This is a genomic window from Alteromonas sp. DYW1 (genome assembly GCF_059752595.1).
In genome coordinates, this window is record NZ_CM186038.1 from 3,440,655 (window position 1) to 3,464,905 (window position 24,251).

Annotated in this window: 22 protein-coding genes; 10 read left to right on the forward strand and 12 right to left on the reverse strand. The window is 47.3% G+C overall.

What is annotated here, in order from left to right; all coding sequences use genetic code 11:
* Positions 1 to 48: 48 nt before the first annotated feature.
* The gene (gene folE, locus AC121Z_RS15645) at positions 49 to 735 is read right to left on the reverse strand and encodes a GTP cyclohydrolase I FolE (protein ID WP_498125169.1); all 687 of its coding nucleotides are present in this window, start codon (positions 733 to 735) and stop codon (positions 49 to 51) included.
* Positions 736 to 890: 155 nt separating this feature from the next.
* Between folE and folM the strand changes: the two genes are divergently transcribed.
* Genes folM through AC121Z_RS15660 form a run of 3 tightly spaced genes read left to right on the forward strand, consistent with a single transcriptional unit; the run spans position 891 to position 3,599 of the window.
* On the forward strand, positions 891 to 1,598 hold the full coding sequence (gene folM, locus AC121Z_RS15650) for a dihydromonapterin reductase (RefSeq protein WP_498125171.1): 708 nt from the start codon (positions 891 to 893) through the stop codon (positions 1,596 to 1,598).
* Between the two features lie 47 nt (positions 1,599 to 1,645).
* Positions 1,646 to 2,698, forward strand: coding sequence for an agmatine deiminase family protein (locus tag AC121Z_RS15655; RefSeq protein ID WP_498125173.1), 1,053 nt, complete (start codon positions 1,646 to 1,648; stop codon positions 2,696 to 2,698).
* Positions 2,688 to 3,599 carry a carbon-nitrogen hydrolase gene (locus AC121Z_RS15660; protein WP_498125175.1) on the forward strand — a complete coding sequence of 304 codons (912 nt, stop codon included), beginning with the start codon at positions 2,688 to 2,690 and terminating at the stop codon, positions 3,597 to 3,599. The genes AC121Z_RS15655 and AC121Z_RS15660 overlap by 11 nt, the downstream gene beginning before the upstream one ends.
* A 24-nt stretch (positions 3,600 to 3,623) precedes the next feature.
* Here the strand turns inward: AC121Z_RS15660 and AC121Z_RS15665 are convergent, their stop codons facing one another.
* The 4 genes from AC121Z_RS15665 to AC121Z_RS15680 all read right to left on the reverse strand — a co-directional run bounded on the left by AC121Z_RS15665 (position 3,624) and on the right by AC121Z_RS15680 (position 8,631).
* Complete coding sequence (locus AC121Z_RS15665) at positions 3,624 to 4,772, reverse strand: pyridoxal phosphate-dependent aminotransferase (RefSeq protein ID WP_498125177.1); 1,149 nt, start codon at positions 4,770 to 4,772, stop codon at positions 3,624 to 3,626.
* A gap of 73 nt (positions 4,773 to 4,845) precedes the next feature.
* Positions 4,846 to 5,550 carry a ligase-associated DNA damage response endonuclease PdeM gene (gene pdeM, locus AC121Z_RS15670; protein ID WP_498125179.1) on the reverse strand — a complete coding sequence of 235 codons (705 nt, stop codon included), beginning with the start codon at positions 5,548 to 5,550 and terminating at the stop codon, positions 4,846 to 4,848.
* Between the two features lie 2 nt (positions 5,551 to 5,552).
* Complete coding sequence (locus AC121Z_RS15675) at positions 5,553 to 8,021, reverse strand: ligase-associated DNA damage response DEXH box helicase (protein WP_498125181.1); 2,469 nt, start codon at positions 8,019 to 8,021, stop codon at positions 5,553 to 5,555.
* A gap of 127 nt (positions 8,022 to 8,148) precedes the next feature.
* A complete protein-coding gene (locus tag AC121Z_RS15680; protein WP_498125183.1) occupies positions 8,149 to 8,631 on the reverse strand; it encodes a GNAT family N-acetyltransferase in 483 nt (160 codons plus the stop codon).
* Between the two features lie 118 nt (positions 8,632 to 8,749).
* On the opposite strand from AC121Z_RS15680, the gene AC121Z_RS15685 reads away from it, so the two are divergent.
* Together AC121Z_RS15685 and AC121Z_RS15690 are read left to right on the forward strand one after the other, a co-directional pair.
* Complete coding sequence (locus AC121Z_RS15685) at positions 8,750 to 9,778, forward strand: ligase-associated DNA damage response exonuclease (RefSeq protein WP_498128280.1); 1,029 nt, start codon at positions 8,750 to 8,752, stop codon at positions 9,776 to 9,778.
* Positions 9,778 to 11,376 (forward strand): cisplatin damage response ATP-dependent DNA ligase, encoded by a 1,599-nt coding sequence (locus AC121Z_RS15690; protein ID WP_498125185.1) that lies wholly within the window; start codon positions 9,778 to 9,780, stop codon positions 11,374 to 11,376. The genes AC121Z_RS15685 and AC121Z_RS15690 overlap by 1 nt, the downstream gene beginning before the upstream one ends.
* Positions 11,377 to 11,408: 32 nt before the next feature.
* Here the strand turns inward: AC121Z_RS15690 and AC121Z_RS15695 are convergent, their stop codons facing one another.
* The gene (locus tag AC121Z_RS15695; RefSeq protein WP_498125187.1) at positions 11,409 to 12,017 is read right to left on the reverse strand and encodes a glutathione S-transferase family protein; all 609 of its coding nucleotides are present in this window, start codon (positions 12,015 to 12,017) and stop codon (positions 11,409 to 11,411) included.
* 300 nt (positions 12,018 to 12,317) lie between these two features.
* Positions 12,318 to 12,998: a TorF family putative porin gene (locus AC121Z_RS15700; RefSeq protein WP_498125189.1), complete on the reverse strand. Its 681-nt coding sequence runs from the start codon at positions 12,996 to 12,998 to the stop codon at positions 12,318 to 12,320.
* 615 nt (positions 12,999 to 13,613) lie between these two features.
* On the opposite strand from AC121Z_RS15700, the gene AC121Z_RS15705 reads away from it, so the two are divergent.
* Positions 13,614 to 14,402: a thioredoxin family protein gene (locus AC121Z_RS15705; protein WP_498125190.1), complete on the forward strand. Its 789-nt coding sequence runs from the start codon at positions 13,614 to 13,616 to the stop codon at positions 14,400 to 14,402.
* 129 nt (positions 14,403 to 14,531) lie between these two features.
* On the opposite strand, the gene AC121Z_RS15710 is transcribed toward AC121Z_RS15705, so the two are convergent.
* Both AC121Z_RS15710 and AC121Z_RS15715 read right to left on the reverse strand, forming a co-directional pair.
* On the reverse strand, positions 14,532 to 16,367 hold the full coding sequence (locus tag AC121Z_RS15710) for a S8 family serine peptidase (protein WP_498125191.1): 1,836 nt from the start codon (positions 16,365 to 16,367) through the stop codon (positions 14,532 to 14,534).
* A 256-nt stretch (positions 16,368 to 16,623) separates the two neighbouring features.
* Complete coding sequence (locus AC121Z_RS15715) at positions 16,624 to 17,553, reverse strand: LytR/AlgR family response regulator transcription factor (protein WP_498125193.1); 930 nt, start codon at positions 17,551 to 17,553, stop codon at positions 16,624 to 16,626.
* 50 nt (positions 17,554 to 17,603) lie between these two features.
* Between AC121Z_RS15715 and AC121Z_RS15720 the strand changes: the two genes are divergently transcribed.
* Entirely contained in the window at positions 17,604 to 18,749 is a 1,146-nt protein-coding gene (locus AC121Z_RS15720; RefSeq protein ID WP_498125195.1) for an acyltransferase family protein, read from the forward strand.
* Between the two features lie 10 nt (positions 18,750 to 18,759).
* On the opposite strand, the gene ubiG is transcribed toward AC121Z_RS15720, so the two are convergent.
* Positions 18,760 to 19,533 (reverse strand): bifunctional 2-polyprenyl-6-hydroxyphenol methylase/3-demethylubiquinol 3-O-methyltransferase UbiG, encoded by a 774-nt coding sequence (gene ubiG / locus AC121Z_RS15725; RefSeq protein ID WP_498125197.1) that lies wholly within the window; start codon positions 19,531 to 19,533, stop codon positions 18,760 to 18,762.
* 69 nt (positions 19,534 to 19,602) lie between these two features.
* Here ubiG and AC121Z_RS15730 point away from each other — a divergent pair, with 69 nt between their 5' ends.
* From AC121Z_RS15730 to AC121Z_RS15740, 3 genes are all read left to right on the forward strand, one after another.
* Complete coding sequence (locus AC121Z_RS15730) at positions 19,603 to 19,965, forward strand: DUF2237 family protein (protein WP_498125199.1); 363 nt, start codon at positions 19,603 to 19,605, stop codon at positions 19,963 to 19,965.
* Between the two features lie 98 nt (positions 19,966 to 20,063).
* Positions 20,064 to 20,444, forward strand: a complete 381-nt coding sequence (locus AC121Z_RS15735) for a VOC family protein (protein WP_498125201.1) — start codon at positions 20,064 to 20,066, stop codon at positions 20,442 to 20,444.
* Between the two features lie 45 nt (positions 20,445 to 20,489).
* Positions 20,490 to 20,933 carry a YqaA family protein gene (locus AC121Z_RS15740; RefSeq protein WP_498125203.1) on the forward strand — a complete coding sequence of 148 codons (444 nt, stop codon included), beginning with the start codon at positions 20,490 to 20,492 and terminating at the stop codon, positions 20,931 to 20,933.
* A 40-nt stretch (positions 20,934 to 20,973) separates the two neighbouring features.
* Here the strand turns inward: AC121Z_RS15740 and AC121Z_RS15745 are convergent, their stop codons facing one another.
* Positions 20,974 to 22,413 carry an aldehyde dehydrogenase family protein gene (locus AC121Z_RS15745; protein ID WP_498125205.1) on the reverse strand — a complete coding sequence of 480 codons (1,440 nt, stop codon included), beginning with the start codon at positions 22,411 to 22,413 and terminating at the stop codon, positions 20,974 to 20,976.
* A 9-nt stretch (positions 22,414 to 22,422) separates the two neighbouring features.
* A complete protein-coding gene (locus AC121Z_RS15750; RefSeq protein ID WP_498125207.1) occupies positions 22,423 to 24,063 on the reverse strand; it encodes an acetolactate synthase large subunit in 1,641 nt (546 codons plus the stop codon).
* Between the last annotated feature and the right edge of the window lie 188 nt (positions 24,064 to 24,251).

Here is a 24,251-nt window from a genome sequence, read left to right on the forward strand (position 1 = left end):
GATAAAGAGATTAGCGCGTCTTATCCCTTTGGACAAGACGCTATAGTTTTAGCCTTGAAAAAACTCGCGCCGTAACTCGCTATTAGTTAGGAATTGGCCACCTAGCGCGGAGGTTCGGGTGAAGGAATTGTTATCACGAATGCCGCGCGCTTTAACACAATAATGAGTCGCATTGATCGTAACGGCGACATCTTCGGATCCCGTTAATGCTTGCAAGGCCACCATTACCTGTTGGGTTAATCGTTCTTGCACTTGTGGTCGTTGCGCAAAAAATCCCACCAAGCGGTTGATTTTCGACAGCCCAATAACTGTGTCCTTGGGGATATAAGCCACTGTTGCTGTGCCATCAATGGTGACGAAATGGTGTTCACAGGTGCTGGTAAGACTGACATCAGACACTTGTACTGGCTGTGAAATACTCATTTTATTTTCGATTTGGGTAATCTTAGGAAATTTGGTGTAGTCCAGCCCGGCAAATATTTCATTGACGTACATCTTTGCAATTCTGGACGGCGTATCGGCTAAACTATCGTCAGTCAAATCTAAACCCAGAGTTTCCATCACCGTGCGCATGGCCGTTTGGATCCTGTCGCGCTTTTGCTCATCGGACAAACGATTAGCCACCATCGGCGTTTCCAATCCTTGGGCTTCTAAAGCTTCTCTGACTAGCTTTGCTTCAGGCGATATTCTTGGCTCCAATGCATCACGCACGACCACAGCTTCATTCGATCTCATAGCGTCTTCCAGTTTTCTCTTGAGTCAGTTATACGCATCAAGTTAATAATTGGGATTAATTGACCGGAAAAAAAACCAATGTCACCCTAATATGCGTACTGACCATCATATTCGTACCAACTTGCCTCAGGCACATTCGCATAAGGACCCGTTGATTGAAATCACCTATATTGATTACCGGTGGCACCCAACGCTTAGGTTTGGCCGTCGCCAAACATTTAATAGCGCAGGGTTTCTCCGTGATTATAACATACCGGCGCAGAAAACCATCAGTCGATGAGCTAAGCCTTCTGGGCGCTCACCTGATTGCAGCTGATTTCGCCACTGATGAAGGTATAGCTGAAGCTATTAACGCCGTTAAATCGCACACATCAAGGCTGCGTGCTGTCATTCATAATGCGTCAGACTGGGATAAGGAAGAATCGGATTCAGATTTAGCCGGGCTAATGCGAAAAATGATGCAAGTACACGCCTCGGCTCCCTATCAAATGAATTTGGCATTTGCTGAGATGTTGCATGCTAATGATGGGGTGAGTGACATCATCCACATGACCGATTATGTACAAAGCAAGGGAAGTCAGAAACATATTGCTTATTCGGCGAGTAAAGCAGCATTGCACAATTTAACCTTATCCTTTGCGGCCAAACTGGCGCCAAAAGTAAAAGTAAATAGTATTGCGCCTGCATTAGTGATGTTTAATGACGACGACTCCGCTGAATATCGTGCTAAAGCTCTGAAAAAATCGATTTTAGGAATCTGTCCGGGTCCACAAGAAGTCGTGAAAGCAGTGGCCTACTTGCTTGAGAGTGATTTCATGACTGGCCAAACTTTACACCTCGATGGTGGGCGTCATTTAAAATAAAGTACGTTATAATTGGCGTTTGAACTGACTAACGTTAACGAGAACTTGTGACTGCGACCTTATTACCTGAATGGACACCCTGTGAAGCGGTGATCCTCGCTTGGCCGAACGAAAATACGGATTGGGCTCCCTGGCTACCCGCTGTGACAGACACCTATAAGCAGCTCATCACAGCCATTAATGCTGCCGGCGCTGGCGTGATATTACTTTGCCGCGAGCAAGATAAAACGGCTTTAGCAACTCGACTTGCCGGTGCGCAAGTGCTGCTGATTGAAGCTGATTATAATGACACCTGGGTAAGAGACTATGCATTCTTAACACTCTCTGACGCACAAGGCCGGCGTTTACCGGTTGAATTTAAGTTTAATGGTTGGGGTAACAAATTTTCCGCTCAGCAAGACAATTTAGTCAACCAAAAAGTTCTCAGCACGCTTTGCAAAGAGGCGTTGACGTCAATTGACGTAGTCTGTGAAGGGGGCGCTTTAGAAATCGACCAAGACGGGCATTTATTATCCACCGCACTGTGTTTGTCCAATCCCGAGCGCAACGGGGATATGCCATTAGCACAATACGAAACGCTATTTGCTGATGTACTTGGAGCAAAAAGAACAAATATTCTTGAACATGGTCATTTGGAAGGTGACGATACTGACGGACACATCGATACATTAGTCAGGTTTACACCACACAACGGCATTGTTATTCAGAGTGCATTTAATCGTCCTGAGGATCGTCATTTTACTGGGCTGCGAGATCTGGTAGCTGAGGTCAAAGCAAGCTTTCCCAATCATCAAATTTTTGAATTGCCGCTACCTGAGATCATCAATGCCGATGGCGAGCGCTTACCGGCTTCTTATGCTAACTTTCTGATCTGTAATGAGGACGTATTGTGCCCTGTGTATGGGCAGACAGAGGATGATTTAGCTCTGCAAGTTATGCGTAAAGCCTACCCAGAACATAAAATCGTTGCGGTCAATTGCCACGCATTAGTGCAACAATTTGGTAGTCTGCACTGCATTACCATGCAAGTCCCGCAAAATACGCTTAAGCCAACCGTCGTTCAGCAATTACAACAAGGAGTTTCATCCTATGCCAGCTAAACCCGCGCGTTTAACCATCGGCTTGGTACAACAAGCCGTTGAGAATAATGACAAATTAGCCAACTGGGAAAAAAGCGCTGCACGCGTGCGTGAACTCGCGGCTAGCGGCTGTGAATTGGTATTACTACAAGAGCTTCACAGCACACTGTATTTCTGTCAAAACGAAGACGTTAACGCCTTTGATCTGGCCGAGCCAATCCCTGGTCCAGCGACCGAATTTTTTGGCACATTAGCCGCAGAACTGAACATCGTTTTGGTCACTTCACTATTTGAAAAGCGAGCATCGGGTCTATACCACAACACTGCGGTCGTTTTTGACCGTAGTGCAGAGATTGCCGGCATGTATCGCAAAATGCACATCCCTGACGATCCGGGATTCTACGAAAAATTTTATTTTACGCCCGGCGATATGGGGTTTGAGCCGATTGAAACCTCTGTCGGTAAGCTCGGAGTGCTCGTCTGTTGGGACCAGTGGTATCCAGAGGCTGCGCGGTTGATGAGTATGGCTGGAGCAGACCTGTTATTTTACCCCACTGCGATCGGCTGGGATCTGAACGACGACAAAGCTGAACAACAGCGCCAACATGATGCTTGGCATACTATCCAACGTGCTCATGCGGTGGCTAACTCAGTGCCAGTCGTTGTTGCCAATCGAACAGGTTTTGAACCAGCACCTGGGGCCGCTCCGAATGACCAAACCGATGGCATTTATTTCTGGGGGCAAAGTTTTATTGCGGGACCCCAGGGCGAAATTCTGGCCCAAGCGAGCAGTGACAAAGAAGAGACTCTGATGGTCGAAATTGACATGACGCGAACCGAAGCAGTTAAGCGCATCTGGCCCTACTTTCGCGACCGTAGAATTGATGCCTATGATGAACTAACTAAACGTTGGCGTTCTTAACAATTCCAGTGAGGGGTGGCGAATTTACACCCACCCCTTCGCCCTGAACTTAACTAACAGCTGACTGAACTCGCGCATATCATCCGGCGTCCCCAGCGAAAGTCGATTCCAGCCGTCCTCCGCCGTCATTCTGCGGCCCACCTTTACATTATTATCTCGCATGCGTTGTGAGTAAGTTTGTAAATCACTGTTAATCCGATGCAAAATAAAATTAGTGTGGCTCGGTATATACCCTAGCCCAAGTTGTTCGAGCGTATTAATCAGGATTTGCTTAGCTTCAGCATTGGCTTTCAGGCTAGTTAAAAAGAAATCTTGATCATCCAAAGAGGCTGATGCGGCGGCAATACCTGCAATATTTAAATTAAAATCTGCTCCAAGGGCATTTAGTTGTGCGGCGGTCTCTGGCGCAGCGATACCATACCCCATGCGAAGTCCCGCCATACCAAAGACTTTAGAAAAGGTACGCGCAACGACCAAGTTTTCTCGCCCCTCTAGCACCAGCGGCAACATACTCTGATACCCTGGGCTTTGCAGCGCATACTCTAAATAAGCTTCATCAAGTAAGAAAATATGCTGACTGGGCGCGCGCCTTATCCATGTTGCTAATGCTTCACTGTCCACAATGGTACCCGTTGGATTATTTGGGTTACATAAGTTGATCAGTACCGCCCCTTTATATTGATTTGCTTTCGCTTCAAGCGCTGAAATATCCGTAATAAATTGCGCTGAAGCAGGTACTTTGACCACTTCCATGCCTTGCGCTCTGGCATAGCGAGCGAGCGCGCCGAAGGTTGGTGTCGGCTCTACCAGAACTGCGTCTTGCATGGCAGCAAAGCGACTCACCGCTTGCAGAACTTCGGTAGACCCATTGCCAAAAACAATTTGAGTTGGTGACACCTTGTGCTTGTCAGCTAATTTCGCGCGCAATTCATCCAGCGGTTTATCTGCATACCGATTGCCCAACGTTTGCGTCGCATCAATAGCTGCTTGTAGGGCTACTGGCGACATCCCCAATGCATTTTCATTGTAATGCAGCTGCAGTAGTTTAGTGGATTGACGAAGTGCAGAAGAGTTGGTCGCTGCAAACACTGAGGACATTGGTAAAGTTGCGGCGAAACCTGAAGCGATAAGTCCTTTGGCAGAAAGGCGCAGAAAATCACGTTTGCTAAGCATGCAGGGTATCTCAAGTAAAAAGTGGCTGATTAAAGATGACACAGGCGACGCAGCTGCGCAAATACCAACACCACTATTTAATCGCGTATATACACTCGTGATGGATCAGGAAATACTTGCGTTCACGCTTGGGTAATAGTTGGGAAAAGGCTGGATCAGTAACATCCAGCCCTCCCGTGTAAGCCCCAAATGCGGGCATAATCAGATAGTGCTTGCTGGCGGCGAAACATCTTCCCGACAAAGTTTGGCGGGCAATTCGTGTGCGCAATTTGGGATGGAAATGACCAATTATCTGAAACAATCCACCACTATCAATCGCAGGTTCATGTAAGAACATCACATCCTCAATCTGCAAATGTTTGTGTCGTTCGCCTGGTACCTCTGATGGCAGTTCAGGATCATGATTACCTTCAATCCAGATCCAGCGCCCACGACTTTGCACAAGATTATGCAGTTGTGCCTTTTCAGACTCCCCCATACGATACCAAGCACTGCGATCATGAAAACTATCGCCTAAACAGATCACCACGGATGGCTTAAATTGGTCAATATCGGCGCTAAGTCTATGCAATGTAGCATGACTGTCGTAATGCGGTAACGGTGCTCCTTGTTGCGACAGGAAGCTGGCTTTTTCAAAGTGTAGATCTGAAACAATCAATATTCGCCTCGCTGGCCAATACAGAGTTCCCGTGGCATTTAATAGGAATAAATGTTCTCTAATGCGATAAAGCTGCACCTTCTTGCTAGTAATGAGCTGTTTGATAATTAACTCATCCATTGCTAACCCGCTGTCCCGTCGCTGAGCTGTTGACGCACTTCTTCCAACATATTTTCCGCTTCCTGATACAAACTTGCTTGCTCGAGCAGAGCAGCCTGCCCCGCGCCTTTGACCTGCTCACTACGTACATCAAGTACGATAGGAATAGCCAAGGGTGAAACCTTATTTAGTACCTTGAATTGGGTTTTACCCACATAGCGGATGAGTAACTCTGCCAAGCGGTCGAGATCGAGCAGTTCCCGCTCTGCGTCTTCTCGGGTAACCCGTAAAAGAATATGGTCCGGGTCGTATTCACGTAATGTGTCATAAATAAGGTCGGTAGAGAAAGTCACCTGGCGCATGGATTTACGCTGACTGTAATACTGTTGTTCAATCAAACCACTGACCATTGCAACTCGACGAAAGGACCGCTTTAGCATGGGCGATTCTAACATCCAATCAGCGAGTTCATCGCCCAAGATATCAGGATTAAATAGATACGGAACATGTTGCTCGGTCACGGGTTTAATAGAACATATCGACAAGCCGTAATCAGTGATACTGAAACTCAATGGCTGTAAGCCGAGCTTTTCCATACGTCTTGTCAGCAGCATACCCAGAGTCTGATGTGCTTTGCGGCCATCAAAGGTATAAAACAGTGTGAACTGCGCTTGGCGATAAGGAAACTGTTCGATTAAAATACGATCACTGGCAGGAATGGCCGAATATGACGCTTGTAATGCCAGCCAATCTTGCACATCATCAGGTAACCGTTGCCATTCCTGCGGGGCAGCCAGCAACTCACGTACCCCATCAGCTAGAAACGTTGATAATGGCATTTGCCCACCCGCATAACTCGGGATTTTTGGATCTTTCGCTTTGCTCGGCCATGCTTCCAGAAACATGTTTCTGATCCCATCAAACTTCAAGACTTCTCCAGCAAAATAGAATGTATCGCCTTTAACCAACTGCTGCGCAAAATATTCTTCCACCTCACCGATCACCTTGCCCTGATGAGCCCGACGCAAGCGTTTAACTTTGAGACGCCCGGCCTCAACAATGGTTCCAATGTTCTGCCGATGCCGCTGGATCACCCGTTTTGATGCCGGTTGGTAGCTGCCATCATTGCATTGTTCCAGCCGTTTGTAGCGATCATAAGCTCGCAGTGCATAGCCTCCGTCACAAGTAAACTGCCATAATGCATCGAATGTTGTCCGGTCTAATTCTGCATAGGTGGGCGACTGTATGATGCGCTGATAAATAGCGTCTGGCGTTGACGGCCTGCTGCATAAAGTGTTTACGATGAATTGCGGGATTATGTCCAAGGAACCACGAATAAAAGGTTCACCATCGAGTTGGCCTTTTTCAATGGCCCTTATAGCAGTGTCACACTCCAATACTTCAAAGCGATTGGCTGGCACTAATAAGGCATCTGATGGTTCATTAAGCCGGTGGTTACTGCGCCCAATGCGTTGTAGCAATCGACTGACCCCTTTCGGTGCGCCGACTTGGATAACCCGCTGAACATTCCCCCAATCAACCCCCAATTCCAATGCAGAGGTCGTTACCACGGCGCGAATTTTACCTGCCGCTACCAGAGCTTCCGTTTTGCGTCGCTGGTCTTTACTCAACGAGCCATGATATATCGCGATGGCCAAGCCGGCGGCATTGACCTCCCAAAGAAACTGAAATAACAACTCAGCTTGGGCTCTTGTGTTAACAAACACCAATGTAGTTTCTACGGTTTGAATACTGGCGTAAATTTCATCGATGGCATATCTCGCCATAAATCCGCCGAAGGGTATTTTTTCTGCACAGCGCATAATATGCACGCTTGGTTTAGCCATATCATCAACCCGGTGCACAACGACAGGACTACCGCTGCTGCCCAACCATTGGGCCAGCGCATGCGGCTGCGCCACCGTCGCTGATAAGCCAAACGTGGTCGCTTCAGGTGCATAGGCGCGCAGCTCTGCAAGCGCCAATGCGGTAAAGTCACCACGTTTGCCATTCGCAAAGGCATGTACTTCATCAACGACAATGGCTTTTAGATTGCCAAACAGCTTGTCTGCGTCGACATAAGACAGCATCAACATCAGTGATTCTGGCGTGGTTAAAAGAATATTAGGCGGATTTCTGCGCTGCCGTTGCCGCTTATGTGCGGGCGTATCGCCGGTTCTTGTTTCCACAGAAATAGGCAGTTGCATATCTATTACCGGTTGCAGCACATTACGTTCAATATCATGCGTAAGCGCCTTTAACGGAGAAATATACAAGGTATGAAGTCCAGAATGCTCGCCCTTACTCAGGGCGATTAATGAAGGTAACAGACCACTTAATGTTTTGCCCGCGCCAGTTGGGGCAATGAGTAAACTGGATTGCTGGTTAATAAAAGCCGATAGCATCCACTCTTGGTAATCACGCAGCGCCCAACCTCGGCTAGCAAACCAACGCTGAAAGACTTCTGGCAATATTGGGGATGAAACTGTCATGCACATAAAACGCAGTATTTATCTGACCCGATCACTTTAGGTTCAGATTTGATGAAACTCCATACTACGAACTTAACGCTGAGTTTTCTCGAGTTAAAGGCCTCTATCGCCAACCCTTAAGCAGAGTCTATAACGCTAATTCCCAGAAGACCGCAGCACCGGAAGTATCATCTAGTGTATAGCCACGGAAACCGTATTTTTGATAGGCGGCTTTAGCACGTACGTTTCCCTCTAATACTTCCAGGGTGATTTTACAGCAATCGCGCGCTTTAGCCTCTTGGACAATCGCGTCTAGGAGTCGTTGACCAACATGTTGACCGCGACATTGTGGCGCAACATAACAATCGTGGATATTGACTAAAGGTTTAGCTTTAAACGTAGAAAAGCCAGTAAAACAATTCGCCAGGGCGACTGCTTCATCGCCGTTAAACCCAATGATTGAGAATGCGCCAGGCTGCTTGGCAAGCTTTGCAATCAAAGTCTCTTTGACCTCATCGCTCAATGGCGCAGCACCACCCATGGGGTCCTGAGCGTAAGCATCTAGCAAAGTAATGACCGTAGACGCATCTTTGGGGTTTTTATAGTCTGCAAGACGAAACTGCACGTTCATGGATTTTCTCTGTACTGCTAAGCGTAAACTGAGCGTATCTTAAATCTGTGCAAACATCCATTTCAGCGCCGCTTGCGTATGCAAATCATCACAGAATGAATAAATATGTTTGCCGAAATTGAAACACCCTAGAGAGTGGCTCGAAGTTCGCACAGAAGGCTTGTACTGCGTGCCCGCCAATTGCTACATTGATCCCCATGAGCCTGTTGCACGTGCGATCATCACCCATGGCCACGCGGATCATGCACGGCCAAATAACCAGTGGGTGGTAGCAACACCCGCAACGTTGGATATTATGCAGTTACGCTATGCCGACAATGCATGGCGAGACGCAACCGCGTTGGCCTACCGCCAACCTTTACAATTAAATTCAGATGACAGTAACCCAGTGGTTCTCGAATTCCGCCCTGCCGGGCATATTCTTGGTTCAGCGCAAGCGATTATCAATTATGGCGGGAGTCGATTGGTTATTTCTGGCGATTATAAGCGCCGCCAAGATCCTACTTGTGAGCCGTTTGAAGTAATGCCATGCGATGTTTTTATTACCGAAGCCACATTCGCCTTGCCCGTTTTTAAACACCCCCCCATCGCTCAAGAAATTAGTAAGTTACTCCAGTCACTTCAGCTCTTTCCCGAACGATGTCACTTGGTCGGTACGTATGCGCTGGGTAAATGCCAGCGGGTCATTATTGCGCTGCGCGAGCAAGGTTATCACCATCCCATATACCTGCACGGGGCATTAATAAAAATGTGTGAGTTATACACTCAACACGGCATAGAACTCGGCAAATTAGTCGCTGTTAGCGAAGTAGAAGACTTGAGCGCGCTGGCTGGCAAGATTGTTCTTGCGCCACCCTCAGCACTGAATGACCGGTGGTCACGAAAGTTACCCAATGTGCTCACTGCCATGGCGTCAGGGTGGATGCAAATTCGTGCCCGCAGCAAGCAGCGCAATGCAGAATTGCCGCTCATTATTTCCGATCATTGCGATTGGCCGGAATTAATACAAACCATCCAAGAAGTAAACCCTCAGGAGGTTTGGGTCACTCACGGCCGAGAGGAGGCGTTGGTGTATCAAGCACAGAAGATGGGATATCCGGCTCAAGCGCTAGCCATACTGGGTTTTGAAGACGAGGCCAGCGATTGATGGAAGCTTTCTCTCTACTATTGGAGCAGTTGTACTATACCAATCAGCAAACCACCAAAGCGCGCGCCATTATGCATTACTTGGCAACCGTACCTGATCCGGACCGAGGTTGGGCCATTGCTGCACTGGCGGGAACCCTGCGCTTTGATTTATTTAAACGGGCGCTGGTTAAACAACTGCTTTTAGAACGAGCTGACGAAACCTTATTTAACCTAAGCTACGATTATGTTGGCGAGATGAGTGAAACCGTGGCACATCTTTGGCAACCTTCAACGCCAACGGCGCAACAAGGCTCATTGCCCAATCTTTCGACCGTGGTCGAAACATTCCGCAACGCCGACAAAGAAACGGTAAGGCACTTCTTGATCCAATTGCTCGACAGTATGACACCGGCCCAACGCTGGGCATTACTCAAGCTAGGTACTCGCGGGATGCGCGTGGGGGTTTCAGCACGTTCAATTAAACGCATTCTAGCTGACTACGGTAAGCAACCGGTTATTAAAATTGAAAAGTTATGGCACGGCGTCGAACCTCCCTACACCGAGCTATTACTGTGGTTGGAAGGTAAAGCCGATAAGCCGGATGTTTCTAACCGCGTGACATTCCATCCGGTGATGCTCGCACAACCACTGGATGAATCTAAACTCAATACTCCTAAGAATGATTACCTCACGCTTTCCGACTGGCAAGTAGAATGGAAATATGATGGGATCCGCGTGCAGCTGGTCAGCACGCCGCAGGGTAAAGCGTTGTTCACACGCACTGGAGATGACATCAGCCATAGCTTTCCTGACCTTTTAGAGCAGGTCGATTTCCATGCCATATTTGATGGTGAGCTTCTCATAGTCAAAGATAGCAGCATTGGTAGCTTTAATGATTTGCAACAACGCCTCAACAAAAAGAAGCCCAGTCGTAAATTACAAACACAATTGCCTGTTGGAATGATGGTGTATGATGTGCTCGCACTAGAAAGCAACCTGCTGACGGAGCTACCCTTAAAGTCTCGGCGCAAATACTTAGAACAATGGTTTGCACAGCAAGCGCGGTCACGCTTTTATCTTTCAGAATGTATAGCCGTTGATTCAGTATCGGCTTTGCACCAGCGGCGAGAAAGTGTCACCGATACCCAGCAAAACGCCATTGAAGGTTTAATGCTGAAACGCTTAGCGAGTTGCTATGTGCCTGGCCGGCCAGCCAATCAATGGTTGAAATGGAAGCGTGATCCGCTACAAGTCGACGCCATAATGATGTACGCGCAGCGTGGGCATGGTAAACGTTCTTCATACTACTCAGACTTCACGTTTGGTGTTTGGCAGGATGATACTATCGTGCCGATTGGCAAAGCCTACTCCGGTTTCACCGATGCCGACTTGAGGCGTTTGGATCGCTGGGTAAGACAAAACACCATCGGTCGCTTTGGCCCCGTTAAAGAAGTTAAAAAAGCGCTAGTATTAGAAATCGCATTTGACTCAGTGCATCCATCCAAACGACATAAATCGGGCGTCGCGTTGCGCTTCCCTCGGATAAGCCGGATCCGCTGGGATAAGCCAGCGGAAGAAGCCGACAACTTAGCTGCCGTGCAACAACTCATTACTTAATTCAACGATTTGCTGCCGACCTTAAAACACAATCAAGCAGCAGCACTCGGACGTGTGCTGACCCGCTCATACCAAGCATTTAACGCCGTATACTCAGGTTTAATCCGGATATCCACTACCCGTGCAAAATCGATTGCGCACAATGCCGTGATATCTGCGATAGAAAAAGAATCTCCCGCTATGTAATCAGACGCTGCTAGGCGTTTATCGAGCAGCTTGAGAAATTTAGCGGCGTTGATCCCGGCCTCCTTACCAAACTCTGGAACCGGATTCATGCGATCTTTGAAATAGCCAGTCGAGTGCTGAAAGCACATTCCCACTTGCATAAACAAACCAAATTCAACTTGCCGGTTCCATTGCATGATCTGGGCTTTTTCAAGCGCTGAAGACCCCATCAACGGAGGCTCTGGGTGTAAATTCTCAAAATAGGTACAAATAGCATCCGATTCACTAATAAACGTACCATCGTCTAACTCTAGTACCGGAATTTTGCCTAGTGGATTCTTGGCACGCATTTCAGGGCTTAGGTTTTCGCCTTTCTGCAGATCTATTTGTTTGGTCGGTATCTCGATGCGTTTTTCAGCCAGAAAAATTCTTACGCGCCGCGGTGTGGGCGCTGTTTTAGTGTCATAAAGTAACATGAAGCCTCTGTTTGAGAATGGTCTATTGTGAGTTTCAACACTATTGTTAATGTTTGACAAAAATGCAAATTTTGCTCGCTGCAAAACACAGTACGACCCATAGCCCTGGATTGGTAGGAAGAGGCCGCTTTCCAACTATGGGGTCCCATTAATCGCTACAGCAACCGAAGAGTTATGTTCTTTCACCTCTGAGCCAGAATAAAGGAGGTCAATGTAAAGAGGTAACGTAAACTGTTTCAACCGCAATTTTAATGGAAAAAAGTAGCGCACTGATCAGCAACATTATTCGCAAATTTCCTCCTAAAAACTGAACGTCTTACTGGCAGAAGCTAACACCACGGTGTCGCCGTAGGTATCGAGATCGGTACCCTCAACACCGAGAGTAAAATCAAAACCTGACCAAGCATAGCTTGCCGTTAATTGCCAATGAATATAATCCTTATCGTTGCCTTCCCAAACAAAGTCATCCTCATCCATGCTGACCGATCTATCCACGCCAATTAACACGCTAAAGTCGTCATTGATGGGGAATGTATGGCTAATTCTGGTAATGTAGTGGCCCGCCCCCGTACCAAAATAGTCCCATGCATACCATAATTTAAGTTCGGTATTTCGAATACCCCAAGCAATATAAGCTTCAGCATAGTTGCCGTCACTGCTGTCATCACCGCCATGATAGGTATATTGAGCAATGCCAATATCCAGGCTCGTATCATTACCGAGATCATGCCAATAACCTGCATAGAGATCGATTTCTATGTCTGTATCATCACCAAAATCTACATTAGACCCCCATGCTCCAGCATACCAGCCCGTCTCGCCAGCCCAGTCCAAACTACCCTGTAAGGCTGGGTCTTCATCTGTTTGGGACACACCGTTAAAGAGATAATCACTGGCCAGAGTAATGGTTGATGACCATTCTGCATTAGCAGTAAAAGGAGTTATTAAACACGCAGTTAAAATGAAACTCGTTACTTTCATCGTTGATCTCATCAAAGCATTGACTATTCAAGCCTAATTATAGTTGAGGTTTTCTACTCGCCAGTTTTTTGTGCATATTTTGTACAGTCGTATTTACGTTAACTAAAGCATTAGCGGTTCAAAAAGAATGACTTTTGAAAGCCATACTATTCTGCGCTTGCAAGAGATAAATGATGAAAAAGATCACCCCTATCTTTGAGCCACGCTGGTTGGCACCGTGTCTATTCGTGCTGACGAATGGTATCCCAATAATGGCGATCCCAAGTCAGACAAACCTGGTCAATTACAACAAATCATGAGTCGATATGGCATGTCTGATTGGCAATAACAGCATGTTACTAGGGCACTTCATCAGTGCCCTCAAGTTCATCGTTATTACGAGCATTCTAAATCCAAACTTGCGCTGTTTAATCTACATCTTATAGCGACAGAATTCACCGACCTGCTGAGTCCGTAACAAAAAACACAATCTATCTTAGGTAGATAGTAAGAATATATGGATATCTTACTATTGAAGCGGAAGCTACAACCCTTAGATCCTGACCACTTAAATTAATAGTGCCTCAACGCCTGCATATTGGTTAGTATGGCGCTTTTCGTTAAAAGGCAAATACTATGCTAAGAGCATTGCTCGCATTCACCTTAATATTCACAACAGCAGCTTTTTCCGCTGATAACTCACGACCTGTTCACTCTGACTACACTTATCAGTATTCTGATAATTTGTCGCAACGCGTGGCGCAAGCATCCGCGCAAGCCATCAACGAAAATAAACATCTCATGTTAGTATTGGGCGCAGATTGGTGCCATGACAGCAGAGGTTTCGCACAGCAACTTTCCGAGCCAAACCTCACCCCCTTGATACAACAGCATTACGTTCCCGTGTTTGTTGATGTGGGCACGTATCGCGACATGCGCTGGCTAACCGAGCGTTATGACTACCCAGGCTATTATGCAACGCCCACCGTTATGCTTGTTAATCCAATGACTCAGCAGCTAATAAATAGAGACAATATGGTGCTGTGGAACACCGCCGATAAGGTTGAGCATGAGGCTTATGTAGAATATTTCACGCATTATGCCAATCTGAGTGAGCCACAGTCTGGAGCCACCAACAATCCAAGTGATAGGTTGCAGCAAGTGCGTATTTTTGCAACGCAAAATACAGCCCGTTTGTTCGCTGGCTTTGCTCGCTTAGGCCCCATGATGCAGCTTGCTTTCAATGATGAGCTGGAGGATTTTACTGAACTTAAAGCTTTGTCAGAAGAGGTGTATGAATTTCGGATGCAATTACAAAAGGACTACCACCGACTGTATACGATCGCTGCTGCACACCCGGATGAAACTATTCAATTACCACTCTATGGACCTTTTAGTTGGGAAGACCCAAGGGTTTCCAACTGAGCGGGATTCTGCCCCACAAGAAGCCTAAGCCCAGCCCTATATCAGCGGCAATTACTAAAATGACGATAACAAGGCAATAAAAAACCCGAAGGCCAAAAGCGCTTCGGGTTTTCTTTTAGCTAGTTTAGCTTAGAACACAACCTGCGCAGTTGCAGAGCATGTGCTTGAAGCTTCTTCACACACTTGGTAAAGATATGCACCACCACCTTTACGATTCAATGCATCAGTGTATGCACCATCGTTAGCCGTTGTCGCAATCAACTGACCATCACGGTAAACATCAACATTAGCTGTTGTTGCACCTTGCCAGCTTAAATCTACCACTTGAGAGCCTTTGTTTTTATAACCGAAGGCATCCAGCGTGAAATCACCACCTGGAGGCGGTGGCGGAGGAGGTGGCTCTGTACCACCACATGGATTGGCCGTTAGGTAAGCATCAGCCGCTGCTGCTTGTACGATGCCGTAACCAAAGTAAACGTCTTTACCTGCCGCACCTGAATCAAGCGCCGTTTGTTTCAACACGTCACGGATCTCTTCACCTGAACAGCTTGGGTGATTTGACCATACCAGCGCTGCAATACCCGCAACCGTTGGTGTCGCCATTGATGTACCGCTTAGGAAGCCATAATCACTCGCGCTAATCGAGATATCCATACTGCTCGCAGCTAAAAGACCAGAACGATCTTCAAACGCAGCGCCTACTGCTGGAATAGACGTGTCATTGGTATCGCCTAGTGTACCGTATAGCATGCCGGCTTCATTATTAATGATAACGGCACCAACACCACCCGACTGCTCACAATTGTTGACTTTGTCGTAGAACGAAATGTTACCACGGTCAATCACACAGATTTTGCCATTTGCATTGGCATCTACAGACTCGGCCGTACCCATGAAATAAGTTTGACCTGTTGCATTGCCGGCGTTTTCCATCGCAGACGACGCAAATACAGCACCATCAGCCGTTAGGCCAGAAGATGTTGCCAGTCCTGCAGGGAACGTTGATAACGTATCAACACCACCTGCAGTAACTTCAACACAGATAGTTTCATCAGTTTTCTGACGCTTACCACGCCCGGTAGTACAACTTGGGTACTGTGAGAACGTCGCGATATTATTATTCGCATCATTCGCACCAATCATCATTACGGCTGGATATGCTGCTGGGTAAGAAGCAACCGAGTTACCATCGTTACCTGCCGCTGCAACCACTAATCCACCGGCTGCGCGGAATGCTTCAAAGGCATTCTCTTCAGTGCTGTTGGCACCACCGCCACCCAGACTCATGTTGATGATGTTAGCACCGGCTGCAGAACAAAGTTCAGCCGCGCGCGCAAGATCAGAAGAGTAACCCCAACCTGCGGCGTTGAATACTTTGATGATGTGCATGTCAACACCAGGTGCCATACCGATCACACCATAGGTGTTATCAGCTGCGCCGATTGTACCCGCTACGTGAGTACCGTGTTCACCACCCGCTTCAAACCAATTGCCGGTGCCTGAATCGTTATCACCAGTAACCCTATCCCATAGGAAATCAGGGTTAGATGCATCCAGACCAGAGTCGATAACACACACTTTCATGCCGGCATTGGCATCAAAGTTAACTTGGTCAGCTTGCGCTTGGTAGTAACCATATGGCGTGATTTGTTGCGCCATAGGATCACCTAAGTCGTCGTTGAACAACGCCATTGGGCGACGTACCTGGTCAACTTCAACTAATTTTACGTGAGGGTTGTTTAAGACACCTTTAATTTCTGCAAGGCTTTTGCCTGCGAACTCAACTGCGATAAAGCCATTACCTTCGACTTTCAATTCACCGCCAGCTTTCTTCGCTAGATTTTTAACAATGCCTTTACCTGGATTATCCACTTGAATAACGACTCGCTCACTGGCCTGAGCAGCGGTCGCCGATAGTGCAAGCAAGGTTGCCGACACGAGTGGCTTTAGTTTTAAATTTTTCATTCACTTTGTTTATAAAGCGACCAATGGACTCTACGCCTCGTACGACGAAATGACAATAATGAAAGATAAACGACATGGCGTATATTCGCTATAATTTCAGGAAATTCTAGAAAATCATCTTTCAAATCAGAAGGTTAAAATTCCAGATATTTTTTTCGAATAAAATTCTGCATTTATGGGACTTTTACGAATAAAGCGCCAGCAAGAGTCGGCAGCTGCGTTTTAAAATTCAGCTACGACCAAGTAAAATAGATACTTACAATGTCAGTTGCTGTTTGAATGCCTCTTTATAACGCCTCGACAGTGGCAACTGATGCCCTCCTTTGATTGCGATTTCGCCATCTCCGCTTGGGGCATAAGTAATATGTTCAACATGGCTAAGATTTACCGCCTTTGAACGATGTACGCGCACAAATTGATGACTTAGCCGTGACACGATTTCATTCATTGTAGTGCGCAATGGATAAATCCTGCCATTCGCATGCAGGTTGACGTAGTTTCCCGATGCTTCAACCCAACTCACATCAGCCACCTTTACTAAGAACTCTTTATCTAGCTTGCGTACCAATAAATGCAAAGGTGGAGTTTTAGCGTTGTCACTTTGAGATTCGTCGATGAAATTAGCCTCGCCTAGAATGCGACGATACAGCGCCATATAGACGTGATACAGCAGCAGTACAAATAAGTAACCCCAAACATCTTTGCGGTATTCATAGAAAAATTCGCGTAGCCACGGGCCGAAGTCATAGTTGCCGCCGGCTAGCCAATAGGCAGCTTCACGCAAAAGCACCATGCCACAGACATGCATAATGGCGTACGCCAGGCTCAAACCAATATGCATAATTAACTGTCGTTTAGGATGGCTGAAGCGCAAAGGATGACGGTGCCATACCCATAGCAACACTGGCACCAGTACTAAGTTAGCCAGCATACTGGTGTATTCCCACACCAATGGCTCCCAGAATGCGATTGAGGGTGCCCCGCCACGGGTTGCTTCCATCCAAACCGAACTGGCAGTGATTGTGTTGTTGATAAAAACGTACACGACTAAGAGTAAAAAGAAGAAACGTGTCGGACGCTGCGACACAATGCGCAGAAACCACTGCGTCCAACTGGAAATTTCGCCCCCGCTATCCACCGCTTGCCCCTTAGACGCCTCCACATGGCCATTCTGTACTTTTTTCATTCTGCGTTTTAACCAATCTTATCTCCTCACCACGGTAATGGAGAAAGATTGTGAATACAACGGTGCAACGTCGTTATGATATCGATTGGTTACGTACGCTTGCCTTTATGCTTTTGATTGGCTATCACATCGGCATGTACTACGTGCTTGATTGGGATTGGCACATTAAAAGTCCCACACAATTTGCTTGGCTACAGGACGTTATGATCCTGTCTAATCAGTGGCGTATGTCACTATTATTTTTTATTTCAGCGCTATCTCTTGCGCTCTACCAGCAAAAGCATGCAATAAATAGGATAATATCGCTGCGTAGTAAGCGCTTACTAATACCACTTATTTTTGGCATGTTAGTGATTGTACCGCCACAGCAGTATTTTGAACTTGTCGATCAAGGTTTGCTAAACGCAAGCTACCTCAGTTACTTAGCCGCCTACTATGGGCTACCAAGCTCGCTGCCTGACGCCGCATTGGCGCGCATCAGCCTAACCTGGAATCACCTTTGGTTTTTACCCTACTTGTTTTGTTATACGCTGATCTTGATGACTCTTCATCGCGTCATTCAGTCGATTGCGCATCTAGTTCAAAATTACTTAGCGGTATGGCAGTTGGTACTGGCTCTGGTTATTGCGATGTCGGTAATCTGGCTAACCATGCGTCGAACCTTCCCGGTCACTCATGATCTTGTTAACGACTGGTACAGCCATGGTAAATACTTTTTAGTTTTTGTGACCGGTTATGCAACAGCTTACATGCCGCTCATATGGCAACGCATCATTGAGCAACGCCGGTGGCTATTGTGTTTGGCGATTTGTGGTTATGTATTGTTAATCGCTGATCGACACGACGGTTTGAGTTACTTTGCTGAGCAATTCGAAACTTCACTGACCATTCGCCTGCTGTATGCAGTGATTGTCACTGGCAATCACTGGTGTTGGATATTCGCGGTCCTAGGTTTTGCCGGACGGTATTTGCGCCATGATTCCCCCCTGCTTCGCTATGCTAACAGAGCTGTGCTCGCGTGGTATCTGGTGCATCAAACACTGATTGTCGCAATTGCCGCTTGGTTACAATCTTATGCGTTACCCGTTTGGCTCGATTTCTCGATCATTTTGACGACGACCGTTGTCGGTTGTTGGATAACGTTTGAAGTCGCAAAACGTTTTCGCATCACGCGATTGTTATTCGGCATTCAATAAAACCCGGCAACTAACGCTCAGGTTTAACATACGCCTGAGCGTAATTCACCGCCGTACTATGACTTTCTACCCATTGCTGAGCAAACAGTCTGTAGCGCATCCCAGTTTCCGCATGCAAATGAAGTCCAGCTGACTCAGCCATGTGCTGGAGTTCTGAAGGCTTTACGAACCAACGCCAAGCGTGGGTGCCGCGCGGAAGGTAACGCATGACGTACTCTGCCCCCAGAATGGCAATGACATAGCTTTTAAATGTGCGGTTCAGCGTTGCTAGGAGCAGTAAACCACCGGGCTTTACTAACTGGCAACACTCCGAGATCAATTGCTCTTGATCAGGCACATGTTCAACAACTTCAGCATTGATCACTACATCGAACTGCGCATTCTCTGCTACCAAGTCGTGACTTAGCTGATGCCGGTAATCAATGGTTAACTGAGATTGTCGCGCATGACTGCGCGCAACTTCGATGCTAACCGCACTGGCATCAATGCCGGTTACATTAGCGCCCCGAACTGCGAGTGTTTCAGATACCAAACCGCCGCCACAGCCGACATCGAGGATATCAAGTCCGGTCAGGTAATTTGAGTGTTTTGCTTGCCGCGCAAAATGCGCTTGAATTTGGCCTTCAAACCAAGCCAAGCGCGCCCGATTAAACTCTAGCGCAGTTTTAAATTTTCCCTGTGGGTCCCACCACTCCCGCGCCATTGCGTCGAATTTAGCGACTTCTTCTGTAGATAAGGTCGAGCTATGTGATAGAGGGGCACTGAGTTGGCTTTTATCCAGCATAAAATTGAATTAACAAGTGACTACAAATACGTCATGCTTATACGTGAGATCCCAAAGGAAGTTTAGTTTATGGCAAATGCACGCAATGTGTTGGGTAAACCTTTACAGTTATGTTGTGGCAATACCGGCTTTACCCGGGAAGGATTTTGTTACGTCCCCGCTAGTGATTTCGGTAATCACAGCGTATGTGCAGTGATGACTGATGAGTTTTTACAATTCTCTTTGCAACGGGGAAACGACCTAATCACGCCCAATCCACAGTTCAGCTTTCCAGGATTAAAAGCTGGCGATAAATGGTGTTTGTGCGCCTCTCGTTGGCTAGAAGCAGAGTCTGCGGGCGTTGCACCGCCAGTCGTGCTCGCCGCTGTTAATCAAACAGCCCTCGATATCATCCCATTAGAAACTCTGCGTCGATATGCATACCAAGCTTAATTCATCGAATTAGAGAATACATATCTATTCGCAATAATCAGTTAACCTGCTGCGCTAGCAGCGCTACATTATGGATTGGTTAATTTTAGGAGAACCGTATGTTTAGTCATGTCATGCTCGGCGCAAACGATGTCGAGGAGTCTAAGCGCTTTTATGATGCAATTTTGGGTGAATTGGGTATCAAGCCAGGGGTTATCGATGAAAAAGGGCGTTGCTTTTATATGACCGAAAAAGGTGTATTCGCCCTTACCAAGCCGATAGACGGCGAACCGGCTTGTCACGGCAATGGCAGCACCATCGGTTTTGCGGCCGCTTCGCCAGAGCTGGTCGAACAGTGGCATAAGACGGGTCTTGAGCACGGTGGCACCGAGTGTGAGGACCCTCCCGGACTACGTAGTAATGGCAAAATGTCGCTGTTCCTAGCGTATCTGCGCGATCCGTCGGGCAATAAAATTTGTGCGTTACACCGCCCTAAGTAACCACAATGCAAATAGCGGTAGGTTCAAGTTGCCGTAGCGTTTAAAATGACAGAATTGCTCGCGCAACTTGGCCTGCCGGGATTATTTCTCAGTGCTCTGCTCGCAGCGACGATCCTTCCCTTCGGTAGTGAAGCCATCTTCGTTAGTTTGCTGCTGGCCAGTGAGCCTTACCTAGCAGTTATTATTATTGCTTCCTTTGGCAATACCTTGGGCTCAGTAATCAATTATTTTGTTGGCCGCTGGTTAAGTGAAAGTGCAGCCAAACGCTGGCTGCGTGTAGACGATGCCGCGATTGCAAACGCGCAACGACGTTTCGACCAATACGGTTTGATTGCGTTGTGCTTCGCTTGGGTGCCCGTAATAGGGGATCCTATTACTCTGATCGCAGGAATGCTGCGGATCCGCTTTGCTATTTTCATTCTGCTGGTCGCCATTGGCAAAACTGCGCGCTATGCGGCGCTCGCCTATCTTACCTACAGCGCCATGTAGTGCATGAAGCAGGGCTGCTATATGAGCAGCCCATTATCGATTACGGATTAGGGTTGCGTAATACCATTAAGCGGATTTCGGTCATATCGGCAATAGCATAGCGAATACCTTCGCGTCCAAGTCCAGATTCCTTGACCCCACCGTAAGGCATATTGTCAACCCGCCAGCTTGGTACGTCGCCAATAACAACGCCACCGACATGCAGTTTGTCCCAAGCTTTATGTGCTTTATAGATATCGCGGGTAAATACCCCCGCTTGTAGGCCAAACTGACTGTCATTAACGCGCTCTAGCGCTTCATCATAATCACTGAAGCGACTGATAATGGAAACCGGCCCGAAAGCCTCCTCTGCATTAACCTTAGCCTCGCGCGGCGCGTCCTCAAGGATCGTAGCCTCCAGCATCGCCCCCGTACGCTTACCGCCGCAAAGTAAGCTCGCGCCAGCATCTACGGCTTGATTGATCCACTGTTCCAAACGCTCAGCTTCTGACTCTGCAATCATTGGCCCAATAAACGTCGATTCTTCCAGCGGGTCACCATGCACCAAGTTAGCCACTTTCTCTACATAACGAGCCTTAAACTCAGCATAAATGCTGTCATGAACAAGAATGCGCTGGACACTGATGCAGCTTTGTCCAGATTGATAGTAAGCACCAAATACAATGCGCTCAATGGCATCGTCGAGGTCGGCATCAGCATCGACCACACAGGCAGCATTGCCGCCCAGCTCAAGCACCACTGGTTTTTTCCCAGCGCGCGCTTTTAGATCCCAACCGACATCCGGCGAACCGGTAAAACTGAGTAACTTGAAGCGATCATCGGTGGTAAATAGATCAGCCCCGTCACGCGAACATGGCAAGATCGAAAACGCGCCTTCAGGCAGTGCAGTTTCTGCCAATACTTCCCCCATGATAATTGCCCCTAAAGGCGTACGCGAGGCCGGTTTGAGCACAAAAGTGCAACCCGCTGCAATCGCCGGCGCGACTTTATGCGCGGCCAAGTTCAGGGGGAAATTAAAAGGCGAAATGAATGAGCACGGACCAATCGGCACATGTTTGTACATTCCAGTGTAGCCTTTCGCCCGCTCAGTAATTTCTAAGTTGGTTACCTCACCATTGATGCGCACAGCCTCCTCGGCTGCAATTCGGAACGTATCAATCAAGCGCGTCACTTCACCTCTGGAATCCTTAATCGGTTTGCCCGCTTCAATACACAACGCATACGCCAGTTCTTCCGCTCGCTCAGTAAAGCGTTGCACACAATGATTAAGCACTTGTTGACGCTCATAGGGACGCATGGCTGTCATTGCTTCTTGCGCTTTTTCAGCAGCCGCTATGGCTTTGTCGATGACATCAGCGTTCGCCATCGCGACTGTCGTAGCGACATCTCCCGTATATTTATTGGTCACTTTCAAATCTTGGTTAGCGAACACCGGTTTGCTGGCTAAATAATACGGATAGGCTTTTTGTAAGCTCGACATACACACTCCTTATAATTCTTTGCTCAATTCTTTGATGGTTTTATTTAGTGTTTGATCATTCAGGCTATAATCAACGGGAACATCGATTAAATGCACCGCCGGTTCGCTTAAGCAGCGAGTCAACAAAGGCCCAAGCTCATCAGAACTGGATACGCGCCAGCCTTTACCACCGTAGGACTCAACATATTTAACAAAATCCGGATTGCCGTAGTCCAAGCCAAACTCATCAAAACTCATGTGGGCTTGCTTCCATTTGATCATGCCGTACGCATCATCACGCAAAATCATTACCACAATATGCAAGTTCAATCGCACTGCGGTCTCTAGCTCTTGGCTATTCATCATAAAGCCGCCGTCACCACATACCGTGACAACCGGTTTATCCGGATGCACTAGTTTAGCGGCCATTGCTGATGGCAGTCCCGCGCCCATCGTGGCTAAGGCATTATCCAGCAGTAAGGTATTCGGAAAATAAGCGGGATAATTGCGCGCAAACCAAATTTTATAAACACCATTATCGAGCGTTACGATGCCATCTTTAGGCATAGCCTCGCGGACAATTTTAACAAAACGCTCGGGCAAAATTGGAAAGCGGTCATCTTTTTCACTCTCTTGACGATGACTGACATAGGCATCATGTACATCGCGATAAAAATCCAGTTTCCAATCACTTTGCGGGGTTATCCCTTCTTTGATTTGCCAGATGCTATTCGCGATATCACCAATAACTTCCAATTGAGGGAAATAGACGGGGTCAACGGCAGCTGAATCAAAGTTTATGTGGATCACTTGTTTACCATCGTCATGCATAAAAAACGGTGGTTTCTCGACGACATCGTGGCCCACATTAATAATAAGATCAGCGCGATTAATTACCCGATGCACAAAGTCGCCATCGGACAATGCAGTATTACCCATAAATAACGGATCGGTTTCATCGATTACCCCTTTCCCCATTTGGGTGGTAATAAACGGGATACCCGTTTTCGACACAAATTCCCGGAGCATTTTGGAGGTCAGTTTACGATTAGCGCCGGCGCCAATCATTAACACGGGTGACGTTGCCTGCTCAATCATTTCAATTGCCCGATTGATAGCCTTGTATTCAGCAATCGGCCGACGTGCCACACTGGGCTTAATCAGTGGAGCCTTAGTGGCCTCTGCTGCAATGTCCTCTGGCAATTCAATATGTACTGCACCCGGGCGTTCCTCGTGAGCCAATCTGAACGCTTCGCGTACCACTGAGGGAATACGATCGCCACTGACCACCTGCGTAGTGTATTTCGTTATCGGTCGCATCATGTCAACCACATCGATCACCTGAAAGCGCCCTTGCTTGCTGGTTTTAATTGGTTTTTGTCCAGTGATCATCAACATCGGCATAGCTCCAAGTTGGGCGTATGCTGCTGGGGTGACTAAATTGGTAGCACCGGGCCCCAAGGTCGACAAACAAACGCCAACCTTTCCGGTTAAACGCCCATAGGTTGCTGCCATAAAGCCGGCCCCTTGCTCATGCCGAGTTAGAATAAGCTTGATTGATGAATGGCGCAGGGATTCAAGTAAGTCTAGATTTTCCTCACCGGGGATCCCGAAAACATATTCAACCCCTTCAGCTTCTAGTGCTTTGACAAACAAATCAGATGCTTTCATTCATACTCCCTAGCAATTTAATCCGAACCATACGAACGTATGGCATAAAAAATTTCGATGTTATAAACCCTAGCAGTTAAACCCACTCTCTGAGCAATTTTTATTCGGAATGTTTATGTATTAATAAGAATTACTAGCTACTTTGCCAGTTTATAGATCAATGAAAATTAACAGCTATATACGTAGGG